Genomic DNA, 15,135 nt, shown 5'->3' on the forward strand with positions numbered 1-15,135 from the left:
CAAGACTCTGGTTTTAGAGGCTGAGAACGCCAATACCAGAGGATGACCCTCGTGAGTGCACACGCGGATACCCGCCACTTCAGGACGCTCTTCATTTCGGACGTGCATCTCGGTTCGAAGGCCGCGAAGGCGGATTTCCTGATCGACTTCCTGCGCTATCACGAGGCCGAGACGATCGTACTCGTGGGCGATATCGTCGACGGATGGCGGCTGAAGCGCAGCTGGTACTGGCCGCAGGACTGCAATGACGTGGTGCAGAAGCTGCTGCGCAAGGCCCGCAAGGGGACGCGGATCATCTACATCCCCGGCAACCACGACGAATTCCTGCGCGGCTTCCCCGGCAGCCATTTCGGCGGAATCGAGGTGGCGGAGCGCATCATCCACGAGGCGGCGGATGGCAAGAAATACCTGGTTCTCCATGGTGACGAGTTCGACGTCGTGGTGCGCAACGCCCGTCTTCTCGCCTATCTCGGCGACTGGGCATACGACACGGCGATCGCGCTGAACGTTTTGCTGGCGGCCGTACGTCGCCGTCTCGGCATGCCTTACTGGTCGTTTTCCGCCTGGGCGAAACTCCAGGTGAAGCAGGCGGTGAACTTCATCGGCGAATTCCAGAACGTCGTCGTCGAGGAGGCGCGCCGCAACGGAGTCGACGGCGTGATCTGCGGCCATATCCACCATGCTGTGATGGAAGAAATCGATGGCATCCGTTACATCAACACCGGAGACTGGGTGGAAAGCTGCACGGCGATTGCCGAGCATCACGATGGCCGTTTCGAACTCATTTCCTGGAATCAGCCGATCCAGTCACCGAAGGCCAAGGGAATAACCCAGGCGACGAGCCCGCTGACGGTCCCGATCCGGGTGGCAAAGCCCGCCGAAACGGACGCCGAAGCGGCTCTGGTGCCCTCGACCGGCGCCTGACTGGCCTGAATATCCGACAAAGATGTGGTTTCGGGGCTACGCAGGCTGCCAAACTCCGCAACATGGATTCCAATGACGGCACGTACCGTTATACTGCCGGCTCATCTGGTGTAAGCCCGTTGCAGTTGCGAATCGTCGCGCGAGAAACTCAGCCTGTGAGAAACCTCTGATCTTGAAGGATCATTCAGGAACCGCTGCAATCGAAGAAGGCAGCCTGCCGGACGGCGGGCGGCGGCTGATGCTGTCTGGCACCTGGCGCAACAATACGATCGCCGATGTGTTGCCAAGCATCGAGCGCCTGGGCTCCGACGGAGGTGCGCCGGTCGAACTCGATCTCTCGGGCATCGACGGGATGGACACCGCGGGCGCCTGGCTCGTCCGGCGCATCGTCACCGGTCGCGAGGCCAGCGGCAGCACGGTCAGTCTGACGGGTGGCACGGCCGGCATGCAGGAGCTCATCCGGGCGCTGCCCGAGACGGTCGAAGCCCCGCATCACGACGACAAGAAGGAAGCGCTGTTCATCCGGGTCTTCGGGCCTGTCGGTGTTATGATGGCGCATCTCTGGCAGGATACCGTGGCGATGATGTACGTCCTCGGCTCGGCGGTGCGTGGCGCACAGATGAAGCTCGGCCGCGGCTCGGGCGTGTCGCCGGCTTCCGTGGTCAACCAGCTCGACCACATGGGGGTACGGGCCGTTCCGATCATCGTGTTGATGTCCTTTCTGATCGGCGCCATCATCGCCCAGCAGGGGGCGTTTCAGCTGCGCTATTTCGGGGCCGAGATTTTCGTGGTCGACCTTGTCGGTATTCTGCAGCTGCGCGAGATCGGCGTGCTCTTGACGGCGATCATGATCGCCGGCCGTTCGGGAAGTGCAATCACCGCCGAAATCGGCTCGATGAAGATGCGGGAAGAGATAGACGCACTGAAGGTCATCGGTCTCAATCCGGTGGGCGTCCTCGTCTTTCCGCGGCTGGTCGCGCTGGTTGTCGCGCTGCCGCTTCTGACCGTCGTCGCCAATTTTGCGGCGCTCTATGGCGCGGCTCTCGTCGCCTGGGGCTATTCCGGAATCACCTTCGACGTGTTCACGACCCGGCTCAACGAGGCGATCGATTATTCGACTCTCGCCTCCGGCATGATCAAGGCGCCGTTCATGGCGCTGATCATCGGCATCGTCTCGGCGGTCGAGGGCATGAAAGTCGGCGGCAGCGCCGAGTCGCTCGGTCGCCACGTCACGACATCCGTCGTGAAGTCGATCTTCGTCGTCATCCTCGTGGACGGGCTCTTCGCCATGTTCTACGCCGCAATCGACTTCTGACGGGGGCACGATGAACGAAGCCTCCGCAGCACCGGCAACGCAGGAGAGGGAAACGGTCCTGTCGGTCCGCGGCCTTACCGTCGGCTTCGGCGACAACATCGTCCTCGACAATCTCGATCTCGACGTCTATCGCGGCGAAATCCTCGGATTTGTCGGGGCCTCCGGCGTGGGCAAGTCGGTTCTTATGCGCACCGTGCTGCGGCTGCTGCCGCGGCGCGCCGGCAGCATCCGCATTCTCGGCGCCGACTACGACAGGGTCAGCGAAACGGAACGGATGAACCTCGACACCCGTCTCGGCGTGCTCTTCCAGCACGGCGCGCTGTTCTCGGCGCTCACCGTCAAGGAGAACATCCAGCTTCCGATGCGCGAATATCTCGACCTGCCGCAGTGGCTGATGGACGAGCTCGCCTATCTCAAGATCAGTCTGGTCGGCCTCGATCGCGATGCCGCCGACAAGTATCCCTCCGAGCTTTCCGGCGGGATGACCAAGCGCGCGGCACTGGCCCGCGCCCTGGCGCTCGATCCCGACCTCGTCTTCCTCGACGAGCCGACCTCCGGCCTCGACCCGATCGGGGCGGCGGAGTTCGATGAACTGATCGCCCAGCTTCGCGATACGCTGGGGCTCACCGTCTACATGGTGACGCACGACCTCGACAGTCTGTTTTCTGTGTGCGACCGCATCGCGGTGCTCGGGCAGAAGCGGGTCTTGGTCGAGGGAACGTTAGACGATATGCTCGCCTGCGACGACGAATGGGTGAAAACCTATTTCAGGGGCAAGCGGGCTCGATCCATCCCACGGCCGGGACATTCCGGCGACAATCCGGTGAAGTGACAGGTCTCCATGGAAACCAGAGCCAATTACGCAATCGTCGGTTTTTTCACGGTTTTCGTCATCGCCGCCGCATTCGGATTCGTCTACTGGATGGCCGAATACGGCAGGGGTGGTCCGGTTGCCGCGCTGACGATCAAGATACCGGGGTCCGCCAATGGTCTGAGCATCGGCTCGCCGGTGCGCTTCAACGGCATTGCTGTCGGCACGGTGCGCAGCCTTGTGATCGACCAGGACGACCCGAAGTTCTCGATCGCCAACACCGAGGTCCAGGCGGACGCGCCGGTGACGCAATCGACCAAGGCCGTTCTCGAAATCCAGGGCCTCACGGGAGCGGCCTATATCGAGCTCTCGGGACCGAAGCGGGCGGCGAGAACATCCTGCAGCGGGAGCTTTCGACCGGCGAACCGGCGGTGCTGGTGGCGGAGCAGTCGAGCGTGACCAACCTGCTCTCGACGGCGGACAAGATCCTGAAGCGCGCCGACGACGCGATCGGACAGTTCCAGGGCTTCGTCAACGATGCTCGCGGGCCTCTCACCAACACGATCAAGAATGCCGAGACCTTCTCCAAGTCGCTCGCCGACAATGCGGACGGCATCGACAAGTTCCTGAAGAGCGTGAGCGCCCTCTCGGATTCGGTATCGGGTCTCTCCGGACGGCTCGATTCCACACTCGCGGCCGCGGAGGACCTGTTCCGGGCACTGAATTCGGAAAAGATCGACAGGATTCTCGCCAATACGGAGAAGTTCACCGGCAGCCTCGCCGAGACGGCCGACAAGGTCGGGCCGGCGATCGACAGCTTCAAGGAGACCGCCGAGACCTTCCAGAAGTTCGGGGTCTCCGCCGAGGAGACGCTCGCCCACGTGCGCGAGCTCGTCGAGGCCGTCGACAGGCAGAAGGTTTCCAAGGTGGTGGACGACGTATCCGTCGCCTCAGCGGATGCACGTGCCGCCGTCGCCAACTTCCAACAGTTCAGCGAAAAGATCACCGCCCGCCAGCCGGACATCGACCAGGCGATCACCGATTTCACGCAGCTCGGAAACAAGCTCAACAACGCCTCTGACCAGCTCGACGGCATTCTGAAGAAGGTCGACGCCTTCCTCGGCTCGGGCGAGGCGGACTCGCTGAGCGTCGAGGCGCGCAAGACGCTGGTTTCCATCCGCAACGCGGCGGACAACCTGAACACCCGGATCGGGCCGATTGCGGACAATTTCGCGCGCTTCTCGAACACCGGGCTTCGCGATATCCAGGCGCTCGTCGACGATACGCGCCAGACCGTTCGCGGGCTCGACGACGCAATCAACAACTTCGACAAGAACCCGCAGAGGTTGCTTTTCGGCGGGGAAACGGTCAAGCAATACGACGGGCGGACTCGGCGCTGACGGTCCGGAGGCCGGAAGGGACAAGGTGGGCATGGGAGAATCGGAATTCGATTTGCGCAGACGGCGCCTCCTGTGGGGCGTGGCGCTTCTGCCTCTGATGGGGGCGGGGCTCGCCGGCTGTGGAACGGCGCCGGCGAAAAACGACACGTTCGATCTCACGGTGGCGGCCAACGTCGAGACGAAGGCGCAGGCGAAGAAGCGCCAGATCCTGATTGCCGATCCTTCCGCCCTGAAGGCTCTGGACAGCGAACAGATCATGGTCCGGGTCTCGCCTTCCGAGATCCAGTATCTCGCCAAATCGCAGTGGAGCGACAGGCTGCCGCGCATGGTTCAGTCGAAACTCGTCGAGGCCTTCGAGAATACCGGCCGGATCGGCGGCGTCGGCAAGCCGGGGCAGGGGCTCGCGATCGACTATCAGCTCGTCAGCGATATCCGCGCCTTCGAGATCGACACGACCGGCAGCGACCGCGCGGTGGTCGAGATTTCCCTGAAGCTGGTTGATGATCGCAACGGCACGGTCAGGGCGCAGAGGGTGTTTTCCGCCAGTGCTCCTGCTGTGGGGGCGTCGAGTACGTCCTATGTCCGCGCGCTCGACCGCGCCTTTGCCGTCGTCACCGGCGAGATGGTCACCTGGACGCTGACGCTGCTCTGATCCTTGCGTTCTGTCTCAACGAAAAAGCCCCGGAACGGCAATCACCGTTCCGGGGCTCTTCTTTTGTCGCGTCCTCGTGCCGCTCAGCCGAAACGGCCGGCGGCGTGGGCGAGCATCGTGTAGACCTTGCCGGTATCCGAGGTCAGGTAGGATTGCGTCACCGTCTTGTCGCGATCGGTGCGGGCGACGTCTGCGAGCAGCTTCTCGAAATCGGCGATGTAGCGGTCGACGGCGACGCGGAATTCCGGCTCGCGGTCGTACTTGCGCTTGATCTCGTCGAAGGTCTGCTGCCCCTTCAGCGTATAGAGCCGACGGGTGAAGACGTCGCGCTCGCCGCGCTGGTAGCGCCGCCACAGTTCCACCGAGGCGTCGTGGTCGATCGCACGAGCGATGTCGACCGAAAGCGAGTTCAGCGATTCCACCATGTGGCGCGGATTGCGGCTATCGGCGGCCCGCGGGGCAGGCTCGGTCGCCTTGGGCTGGGCGGAACGGGCCTGCGCAGCGTTCGGCTCCTGTTCGTCGCGCGAGGCGCCACGAAGCAGGTCGCTGATCCAGCCGCCAGTCTCTTGTCGTGCCGGCGTCGTCGACACGGCGGCCTTCTGCTCGAGCCCGAAGCTGCCACGAAGGGCCGGGGTCTCGACCGGCCGGGCCGGTACCGGCTGCGGGCCGGGAACCACGGCGGGAGCCGGAGCGACGGCCTTCCGCGGCGGTTCGGCAGGACGGGTCTCAACCGGCTTGCGGGCGACGGGTTCGGCGATCTCCAACTGTTGCGTGGAGCGACCGACGAGCTGCGAAATATCCTGCAGCGCCTTGATCTGTTCGGCGACCGCGCGGCGCATCGCAGCCGCGCTTTCCTTGGCTTCTTCCGGAAGATCGAAGGCACCGCGCTTCAGCTCGCCGCGGGTCGCATCGAGTTCCTTGCGGATCTCCTGGGCCGAACGACGGATCTCGTCGGTGGCGCCGGAGAAGCGGCCAACCGCATCCTCGACCGCCTCGCGCATGACTTCCCGCAGGTGGTTGGCGGCGCCGTCGGACTTGCGGCCGGCTTCGCCGAGCAACCGCTCGACATCTCCGAGCGAGGCGGAGAGGCCGCCGCGCAGGCGATCGGCAAGCGCGCCGGAGCGCTGCTCGGCCTCCGACAGCGTCTTCTCGATCGACCTGTTGGCCTCCTCGCCGGCCGAAAGCAGCGCATCGCGCATGTTTGTGGCGGTCGACTGGGCCCGCTTTTCGGTGTCGGACAGGATCTTGCCGACGTCGACAAAGGAGGACTGGATGCTCTGACGCAGATTGCCTGCAACCTGGCCGGAGCGCTGTTCGGCGCGCTCGAAGGCGGACTCGACCATGGAGCCGAGGCCACGCATCGTCGTCTCGATCTCTTCCGAACGCTTGACCAGACCGACTGCGAGGTCGCGCAGCGACTGCTGGCGTTCCTCCAGTGTGCCGACGAGGTTCGACTGCGCCGCACCGAGAAGCTCGGAGGCCTGGCTCAGCACCTTGGAGTGCTCACCGAAGCGGCCAACGATCGAAGAGACCTGCGACAAGGTCTGGTCGGAGACGGAGGCGAGCTTTTCGAGCTTGCCTTCGAGAAGGCGGCCCGAGGTCTGCAGGAGGTCGGCGGCCTGCGCCGTCGTGTCCGCAAAACGTGCCGTCGTCTGGCCGAAGCGCTCGTCGGCGGCGGCGATGTTCGACGCTGCCTGCTCGACCATTTCCGTGAGACCGGAATTGCTCTCGGCAAGCCGCTCGATGAGCGTGCCGGCCTTTTCGGCAAGGCTTGCCTCGACGGCGCCGAGCGCCTGGGCGGCATGCTCTGCGCGATCGGTCAGGGCGTCGAGGACTGCACCGTTTTCGGCACGCAGCCGTTCGGCGCTTTCGCGCGCGGCCTCGGTGATCCGCTCGGCGGCGACGCGTCCCGTTTCGGCATAGCCGGCGATGACCGGCAGGGCCTTCTCGTCGATGATCCGTGACAGTTCGGCAGAACGGCCGGCCAGCATCGAATTCAGTTCGCGGGTCCGCTCGTCTAGAACGGTGCGGATTGCGTTCCCGCGTGCGTCCAGCGCCTTCTCGACCGAGTCCATGGTGGTCGCGAGCTCTTCGGTGTTGCCGGCGAGGGCTTCACGGATTGCGGCGGCGCGCGCTTCCAGCGTGCTGCCGGCATCGGCGAGCGTACCGGCGAGCGAAGCGATCCGCGTGTCGACGATCGCTTCGGCTTCCGCAATCTTGCCGGCGATCGCGTCGCCGGCCTCGGAGAAGGTGCGGGCGACCGACGCGGCCTGTCCTGCCAGACGGTTCTGGGTCTCTTCGATACGGCTTGCGAGGTCTTCCGAGCGTTCTTCGACCGCACGGCTGAACTCGGCGCTGCGTGCCCCGATCCGGTCGGCGAAATCGGCGCCGGAGCGGTTCAGCAGTTCGACCGAACGCATGGCTTCCGTGTCGAGTGTCTGGGCAGCCTCGCCGACGGCGCTGCGGAGGGCGGCGGCAAGGCCGGCCGCCTTGCCCTCGATCGTCCTGTTGACGGCATCGAGGCCGATATTCAGCGCGCGGTCCATGGTCGACAGGCGGTCGTCGATGATGGCGGTGCGGCTATCGAAGGATTCGGCCACGCGGCTGGTGCCTTCCTCCAGAACGCGCGACACGCGTTCGGCGGCCTGCGAGCCGACCCGCTCCATGTCGCCGATCTTTTCGGAGAGGCGTGCAGCGAATTTCTCGCCGGCGTCGCCGACGCGGCTGTCGACACCGTCGAGGCCGTCGCGGATGCGGTCCTCGAGCGTGCCGAGGCTGGTCTCGATCTTGCTGCTCGTCTCGTCGAGACGGGTTGTCATGCCACCGACCGAGCGTTCGACGCGGTCGGAGAAGTCGGCGGCCGTCCTGGTGATCTCGCCGGCCGCTTCGCTGAACTGGCCCGCGATTGATCCTGCCGTCCCGCGGAGCCGCTCTTCGAGCGCCTTGCCGCTTTCATCGATGGTGCGGCGCAGGGAGGCTTCCTGCTCCTCCAGCGACATTTCGAGCATGCCGGTGCTGGCTGCAATGGAGGCGCCGAAGGAGGTGCCTTGTTCGGCGAGCGTATTCTCGAGCTGCTCGCGGGCCTCGCTCAGCGTGAGATTGATCGCGTTGGTGCGGTCTTCGAGGGTCGCGCGAATGCGGTCGTGGTTCTCGCCGAGCGAACCGTCGAGGCGAACCACGCCGGCGGCGACGCTGTCGGAGATGCGGGAAGCACCGTCCTCGATCGCCCGCTCGACACGGCTGCTGCCTCCGTCGAGGGTAGAGGACAGGCGTTCGGCGTGGCGGACGAGGGATTCCTCGAGCCGCTGCTGGTTGTCGACATAGGCGCTGCGGATGGCCTCCGCCTTGTCGGCAAAGGTCGCTTCGATCTGCCGGTCGGCGTCGGCCACGGCGTCCACGATGGCGGATGCTTTCCGGTCGAGAACGCCGGACAGGCGCTCTTCCGTGCCGGAGATCGCGCTGACGATGGCGTCCGCACGACCGGAGAGCGTCTGGTCGAGACGCAGATGGCCTTCCGAGAGGGCTGCGGCGATCTGGTGCGTCTTGTCCTCCAGCGTGGAGGTGAGGCGGTTTTCTGTTCCGGAGATCGTCTCGACGAGTGCTTCGGCGCGACCATCGAGCGTCTGGTCCAGCCGCTGCTGTCCCAGCGAGAGGGCTGCCGCGATCTGGTGCGTCTTGTCCTCCAGTGTAGAGGCCAGACGGTCCTCGGTACCGGAAATCGCACCCATCATTGCTTCCGCACGGCCGTCGAGCACCTGGTCGAGGCGCTGCTGTCCTTCCGAGAGAACCTCGGCAATCTCGCGGCTGCGGGTTTCCAAGGTTTCTGCAAAGCGATCCTGGTTGCCGGCGAGCGCATTGATGACGGATTCGGTGCGGCTCGAAAGCGTGTCCTCAAAACGCGTCTGGTTCGAGGCGAGCGCGTTGTAGAGCGCGCCGCTGCGTTCTTCCATGATCGCATCGATCCGGGTCTGGGCCGCCTTGAGCGTCTCGTCGAGCGCCTGGGCCTTGCTGGCCAGCGCATCGGCGATTTCCTTGGCGCGGCCGGCGAGAGCGTCGTCCATCAACTCCTGACCCGTGCCGATGGCTGTCGCGAGCGCGAAGGACTGATCGGTCAGGGTCGAGCCGAGGCGCTCGATGCTGGAATTGAGAATACCGTCGATCGCATCGGTGCCGCCGCTGACGGTCTCGTTGATTCGTGCGAGGCTCTCCATGAGCTTGCTGTCGAGACTGCCGGTGCGCTGGTCGAAGGCGCTCGCGAATTCCGCGACGCGTTCGTCGAATGCGGCGTTGATCTGGCCGACGGTCGCCTGCAGGCGGTCCTCGAAAAGGCCCGAACGCAGGTCGAGGTCGACGATCGCGTCGTCGGCGCTGGACTGCAGGCTCCGGCGGAAGCTCGCACCCTTCTCGTCGAGGGTGGTGTTGAGCTTGCCGAGAACTTCGTCGAGCGAGCCGGTGATGCCAAGCTCACCGTTCGTCAGGCTCTCGGCGATCTCGCGGGTGCGTTCGACCAGTGTTTCATTGAGCTGGCGGGCGCGTTCGTTGAGAGCGGCGTTCAGCTTCTCGGTGTTGGTGTCGAGCGACGAGGCACGGGTCTCGAATTCGCCGAGCAGGTCCTGGCCGCGCTGTGTGAGCGTGCTGGTCAGTTGCTGCAGGCGCGTGTCGAATTCGCTGGCAAGCGAAATGCCGGAAGCAGAAAGCGTCTGGACGAGATTTTCCGTCTTGTTCGAAAGAAGCGTGCCGAGCGACGTCGCTGCCGCGTCGGACTTTTCCATGAGCGCGGCGGCGCGGGTGTCGATGAGCGACGCGAAGGCTTCGCCGGAGGTCGCGAGCCGGACGGAGATCTCCTCGGTCGCCAGCGACAGCTCTTCCTTCAGCTGTTCATGAGCGCCGACGATCGAACTGCGGATGCGTTCGGCGTGATTGACGATCGCGTCGCGCTCAGCGCTCAATTCCTGCACGAGGCCGCGCACGCGCAGTTCGTTGTCGGTGTAGCTGCGCTCGAGCGCGGTCACTTCGGAGTGGACGAGCGTTTCGAGCTCGGTCGCCCGCGCGATCGTCCTTTCGATGCCCTCGTTCATCGCCGAGACTTCCCGGCGGACGGCCTGGCCAACCGTCATGATGCGTTCGGAGGCGATCGTTTCCGGCTCGGAAAGGCGAAGGGCGACCTCCGCCATCGAGCGGGCAGCGTTGCGCAGGTCGCGGGCGCGCGCCATCATGATCGAGAAGGCGAAGATGAGCAGGACGGGGATGACCGTGCCGAGGAAGATTGCAACGAGGCCGGGGACAGCCGTCGCTCCGGCGGCGTTCCAGATCTGCTCGCCGTAGAGAAGTTGCGCCACGCCGAGGGCTCCCACCACCCAGACGGCCGAAACGATCGCCGCATTGCGCAAGGCCGCGCGCATGGACGCGCCTTCGAGCGATTTCATGATCATCGTCGGGCTGCGACGCGAGGCATCGTTGGCCGGTTCGAAGACCGGCGATCTCGGTGCTGTTTCGGAACCGAATTCCGCCGAACGTGCCGCCTTCCGGGCGGAGTTGGGCCGCTGCTGGGGCTTGCCGGACACTTTGCTCTCCCGAGCGTCAGGCGCCTTGGCAGGCTGCGGCGACGAGACTTCTTCCTCGTCGAAATCGATCCGCAGTGCCGCTTCGAGAGCCTGAAAGGCGCTTTCGTCAATCGACTCGTTGGTCTTCTTGTTCGCCATAGGGTTACGCCTCGCTACGCATACCGGGCCGATCTGGTCGCCTTACCCTCGCAACAATGCTCGGGACCGCCTATCGGCCGAACTCGGGACCTTCCCGCTGCCGCCACGCCACGGGAAATCCCCTTGCAAACAAGGCCGGAATGCCCGCTTCTTCAAGCGTCGATGAAAAGCTTCCTTATCATCATCCGACCTCCGGGCAAAGCTTTGCAGCCTATGCCCCTCATATCCGTATCGTAGTGACACATTCGGGTATGCGTTACAATTAACCGGTCCCGGCATCCCCGGGAGAGCCGGTTGTTGTTAACAGATATTTTACAGATCGTGCCCGCGAAAAGCCTGCAATGCCGGCTATTTAGGGACTGTTAACCATAGCGGCAAGTTTTCCCGTCGAACGAGCGGCGACTTAAGCAGTTAGCGGCGGATTTCAACCAAGGATCAGTGCCGGGTGTAAGCAAGGGAGATTGCCGTCATGGCAAGTGCAGGTGCAGAGATATCGGAACTTCCTTCGGAAGAAGGACAGGGTGCGGGACGCTCTCGGTGGCGTGCGAGACCCGTCGACCTCGTCTATCTGGCGGCGAGGACGCGCGCCGACCGCGCGGCCGAAATGGAGATCCTGCAGACCTTTGTCGGACAAATGCGGCAATGCCTGCGGTCGCTGGTGCCGGGTGGCGATGCGGCCGCCAACAGGACGGCTGCGGCAAGGCTGAGGGCGGCCGCCCTCGCTGTCGGCGCGTTTGCGCTTTCGGCGAGCGCCGAAGCAGTCGAGAGAAACGGAACGGATCCCGATGCGATCGAATCCGTCCATTCCCGCGTCATCGAAGCGGAGAATTTCGTCTCCGGCCTCTGCCGTTGAGGACACTGCGCATGAGAGCCGACGCCCCCATTTTCCGGGTGCGACACACAGTCCCGTGATGCCGGCTCTTCTGGTGGGCGAAAATGTTGACGGCCCGGATTTTTTCGTGAATGACTTCGGCCGTCTTTCAATAGCCTTTCTGGATGCCCTCATGACCAAGCTGAACATCATCGCGTTCGACGGCACACGTTTCGAGATCGACGCCGCCGATGGCTCCACCGTGATGGAGAACGCGGTCCGCAACTCCGTGCCGGGTATCGAGGCTGAATGCGGTGGCGCGTGCGCCTGCGCAACCTGTCATGTCTATGTCGACGAGGCGTGGACCGATGCGGTCGGAGCACCTTCGGCCATGGAAGAGGACATGCTCGACTTCGCCGTCGACGTGCAGCCGAACTCGCGCCTCTCCTGCCAGATCAAGGTAACGCCGGCGCTGGATGGTCTGGTGGTGAAGGTTCCGGAGCGTCAGGGCTGAACGCAAAAAAAAGCCTCGCTCATCGAGGAGCGAGGCGAGGGGGGCGCACCGCCAACAGGCGAGGGAGGAGACACCTGCTACCCGAAGATGCGCCGGGGAGAACCTGACAGATCCGGCTACGGCCGGATGAACTCTCTTTAATCACACGTATAATTCCGTTCTTTAGCAAGTTCTACTGCTAGAAATAGCTGGTTATTCACAGGGCAGAACGTCAGTTCCACTCAAGTTTGAAGGGGAAAAGCTGTGATTTTATCAGCGGTGGAACGGGGCGACGGCGGAAAACGTCAGGGATTTCGTTTCGATCGGTAGTTGAGGATGCGAATCATTCGATTTTCGAAATTCGCTGCCTCGATGCGGTCGAAGCGCATCTGATCCTTGTCGTGCGCATCAATGATCCGGCCGGTGGTTTCGGCGACCTTGATCTCCATGGCCAGGCAATCGCGGTGTGGGCGGAGCCCCTTGAGGCTGGTCTCCAGCTTGCGGGCGTACTGGCGTGCGATCTCGGCGTGCCGTTCCTCGTGTCGGCGAATATCGCTGGACAGCGAGTCCCAGATCAATGCGAGATCTTTTCCGGCCCGCTTGCGGTTCTTCCATTTGGGGAGCACGAGCTGCGTCTTCAGCGTCACCTTGGCGGAGCCGACGCGGCAGCGGCCGCCGGACTCGACATAGGTCACGTCACCGCCGAAACGGATGCGGGTTGCGCCGGGATGGCGGGCGCCGGTGGACATCGTGTACGGACCGCGCCGCTCCAGTTCGCGGTCGAGATCCTGGGCGGTGGTGCCGCCGATCTGGAAATAGCTGACCGTCTTGTGGACGATCGTCTCGGCGGTCGCCTGGCTGCCCAGGAGAGCGAGGATTGCCGCGGCGGAAACGAGATACCGGAGGCGGCGCGCAATCTTCATGCTGGATATCCGCTATGTTGTATTCGATAGGACCTTGGGGCATAGCCCCGGCAAGTGCAATATCAGATAGGTATCTTTTTTCGCTTCGGGAGGATTTGCCGTGACAGTTCAGGCAGACAGGACGGACTGGCTTCTCGCCCACGGGCGGCGCCTCGATCTCGCGCGCGGGCGGCTTATGGCCATCGTCAACGTCACGCCCGACTCCTTTTCCGATGGCGGCCAGCATTTCGGCGCCGAGAGCGCGGTCGCCCATGCGCTGCAATGCCTGGAAGAGGGGGCGGACATTCTCGACATCGGCGGCGAGTCCACCCGGCCCGGTGCTGCCGAAGTCTCGCCCGCGGAGGAGCAGGACCGCATTCTCCCGGTGATCGAGCGGCTCGTGCGGGAGAGTGACGCGCTGATTTCGGTCGACACCTACCGTGCGGAGACGGCGCGGCTCGCGATCGCCGCCGGTGCGCACATCGTCAACGACGTGCACGGACTGCAGCGGGAGCCGGATATCGCAAAGGTGGCGGCGGACACGGGGGCAGGGCTCTGCATCATGCATACGGGACGCGGTCGCGAGAAGCTCCCGGACATGATCGAGGATCAGTTCGCTTTCCTCAATCGCTCGCTGGAGATCGCCGAGGCCGCCGGCATCGCCCGCGGCGCGATCGTTCTTGATCCGGGATTCGGGTTCGCCAAGGAAACCGAAGCGGAGAATGTCGAACTCATGGCTCGCCTCGACGAACTGAAGGCTTTCGGCCTGCCGCTTCTCGTCGGTACCTCCCGCAAGCGGTTCCTCGGGACGATCACCGGCCGCAGTACGCCGGAGCGTGATCCGGCGACCGCGGCGACGACCGTGCTGCTGAGGATGAAGGGGGCAGCCGTTTTCCGCGTCCATAATGTCGCGATCAACAGGGACATGCTCGCCGTCACCGATGCCATTCTGGAGGCGGAACGGCAGGTGAAGGCGGGGGAACGGTGAGCATGAGCGATCAGCAGGAATGGCACCGGGCGACCCTCGGGCTCGGTGGCAATATTGGCGATCCGGTGGCGGCCATGGCGGCTGCGCTGCAGAGGCTCGATGCCCGTGACGATTGCCGCGTGGTCGCGGTCTCGCGGCTCTATCGCACGCCGCCCTGGGGCAAGACCGACCAGGCGGACTTCTATAATGCCTGTGCAGCGGTCGAGACGCGGCTTTCGCCGGAGGCCTTGCTCGACGCTTGCCTCGATATCGAGCGGGACATGAAGCGGGTGCGGATCGAGCGCTGGGGACCGCGGACGATCGACATGGACGTGCTGACCTATGACGGGCTCGAATCCCGCACGGAGCGGCTCGAAGTCCCGCATCCGCGCATGACCGAGCGAGCCTTCGTGCTGATGCCGCTTGCCGACATCGCGGCTTCGATGGTCGTCTACGGACGTTCCGTCGCGGCATGGCTCAAGGAGAGCGACCGGACCGGGATCACGACTGCCAGCGACGACGGCGAATGGTGGCGCTAACTACTTCTTGAGGGAGGCGGAGGCGTCGGCATCCATTTCGCGATTGAGCGAAAGGCCGATGACGGGGATCATGCGATCCTCGACCTTGACCGAGATGGTGATGTTCATCGCCGTCTCGTTCTGGACGCGGGCGACCATGGCGCCGTTCAGCTTGGCGCGGTTGATGCCCATGACGACCTTGTCGCCGCTGACAGTGCCGGAAACGATGTCGAGCCCCTTGCCGTCGGCGCCATCGAGGAACTTGCCCTGATAGGTGTTGCCGACCTGCGTGATGACCGCGCTCATGGGCTGCGAGAACACGCCGACGCGGCAGGTGCCGTCGAGCTTGAGGCCGGTTTGGCCGCTCGACGAGATGCCGGTCAGGTTGCAGGTGAATTTGGTGCCCTTGTATTTGCCGGCAACGATCTCGCCTGGCCCTTTCCAAATCCCCGAAACCGAATCGAAGAAGCGCTTGTCGCGGGATGCGGCTTCCGCGGACAGAACCGTGGCGGCCACCGTGAGAGCGGCGAGAGAGCCGACAAAGGACAAAGAACGAAACGACATCGGTTCACCCTGGCACGAGCAACGAAGGACCCGTCTGACATCTAACGCGAGAATGGTTAACGCTTGGTTTCCGCGG

11 protein-coding genes and 1 pseudogene are annotated in these 15,135 nt (G+C 64.1%); 9 read left to right on the forward strand and 3 right to left on the reverse strand.

Going from position 1 to position 15,135, the window contains the following annotated elements; translation table 11 throughout:
- The first annotated feature begins 42 nt into the window (after positions 1 to 42).
- The 5 genes and pseudogenes from H4I97_RS06045 (at position 43) to H4I97_RS06065 (ending at position 5,102) form a co-directional block, all read left to right on the forward strand.
- Positions 43 to 924, forward strand: a complete 882-nt coding sequence (locus tag H4I97_RS06045; RefSeq protein WP_182307015.1) for a UDP-2,3-diacylglucosamine diphosphatase — start codon at positions 43 to 45, stop codon at positions 922 to 924.
- A 169-nt stretch (positions 925 to 1,093) separates the two neighbouring features.
- On the forward strand, positions 1,094 to 2,239 hold the full coding sequence (locus tag H4I97_RS06050) for an ABC transporter permease (protein ID WP_244658760.1): 1,146 nt from the start codon (positions 1,094 to 1,096) through the stop codon (positions 2,237 to 2,239).
- Positions 2,240 to 2,249: 10 nt separating this feature from the next.
- The gene (locus tag H4I97_RS06055; protein ID WP_182307016.1) at positions 2,250 to 3,071 is read left to right on the forward strand and encodes an ABC transporter ATP-binding protein; all 822 of its coding nucleotides are present in this window, start codon (positions 2,250 to 2,252) and stop codon (positions 3,069 to 3,071) included.
- A 9-nt stretch (positions 3,072 to 3,080) separates the two neighbouring features.
- Positions 3,081 to 4,450 (forward strand): annotated as a pseudogene (locus tag H4I97_RS06060) (MlaD family protein).
- A gap of 31 nt (positions 4,451 to 4,481) precedes the next feature.
- Positions 4,482 to 5,102: an ABC-type transport auxiliary lipoprotein family protein gene (locus H4I97_RS06065; protein WP_182307017.1), complete on the forward strand. Its 621-nt coding sequence runs from the start codon at positions 4,482 to 4,484 to the stop codon at positions 5,100 to 5,102.
- Between the two features lie 83 nt (positions 5,103 to 5,185).
- Here the strand turns inward: H4I97_RS06065 and H4I97_RS06070 are convergent, their stop codons facing one another.
- Entirely contained in the window at positions 5,186 to 10,804 is a 5,619-nt protein-coding gene (locus H4I97_RS06070; protein ID WP_182307018.1) for an apolipoprotein A-IV repeat region-like domain-containing protein, read from the reverse strand.
- Positions 10,805 to 11,273: 469 nt separating this feature from the next.
- Here H4I97_RS06070 and H4I97_RS06075 point away from each other — a divergent pair, with 469 nt between their 5' ends.
- Together H4I97_RS06075 and H4I97_RS06080 are read left to right on the forward strand one after the other, a co-directional pair.
- Positions 11,274 to 11,657 carry an Hpt domain-containing protein gene (locus H4I97_RS06075; RefSeq protein WP_244658721.1) on the forward strand — a complete coding sequence of 128 codons (384 nt, stop codon included), beginning with the start codon at positions 11,274 to 11,276 and terminating at the stop codon, positions 11,655 to 11,657.
- A 151-nt stretch (positions 11,658 to 11,808) separates the two neighbouring features.
- Positions 11,809 to 12,129, forward strand: a complete 321-nt coding sequence (locus tag H4I97_RS06080; RefSeq protein ID WP_129332664.1) for a 2Fe-2S iron-sulfur cluster-binding protein — start codon at positions 11,809 to 11,811, stop codon at positions 12,127 to 12,129.
- A 284-nt stretch (positions 12,130 to 12,413) separates the two neighbouring features.
- Here H4I97_RS06080 and H4I97_RS06085 read toward each other — a convergent pair whose 3' ends face one another.
- A complete protein-coding gene (locus H4I97_RS06085; protein ID WP_182307019.1) occupies positions 12,414 to 13,031 on the reverse strand; it encodes a DUF922 domain-containing Zn-dependent protease in 618 nt (205 codons plus the stop codon).
- Between the two features lie 100 nt (positions 13,032 to 13,131).
- On the opposite strand from H4I97_RS06085, the gene folP reads away from it, so the two are divergent.
- On the forward strand, positions 13,132 to 13,998 hold the full coding sequence (folP, locus tag H4I97_RS06090) for a dihydropteroate synthase (RefSeq protein ID WP_244658722.1): 867 nt from the start codon (positions 13,132 to 13,134) through the stop codon (positions 13,996 to 13,998).
- A gap of 2 nt (positions 13,999 to 14,000) precedes the next feature.
- Complete coding sequence (gene folK, locus H4I97_RS06095; protein WP_182307020.1) at positions 14,001 to 14,516, forward strand: 2-amino-4-hydroxy-6-hydroxymethyldihydropteridine diphosphokinase; 516 nt, start codon at positions 14,001 to 14,003, stop codon at positions 14,514 to 14,516.
- Here the strand turns inward: folK and H4I97_RS06100 are convergent, their stop codons facing one another.
- The gene (locus tag H4I97_RS06100) at positions 14,517 to 15,059 is read right to left on the reverse strand and encodes a hypothetical protein (protein ID WP_182307021.1); all 543 of its coding nucleotides are present in this window, start codon (positions 15,057 to 15,059) and stop codon (positions 14,517 to 14,519) included. It lies immediately after the preceding gene.
- Positions 15,060 to 15,135 lie beyond the last annotated feature (76 nt).

Origin of the sequence: Ciceribacter thiooxidans (assembly GCF_014126615.1) — a bacterium.
GTDB lineage: Bacteria > Pseudomonadota > Alphaproteobacteria > Rhizobiales > Rhizobiaceae > Allorhizobium > Allorhizobium thiooxidans.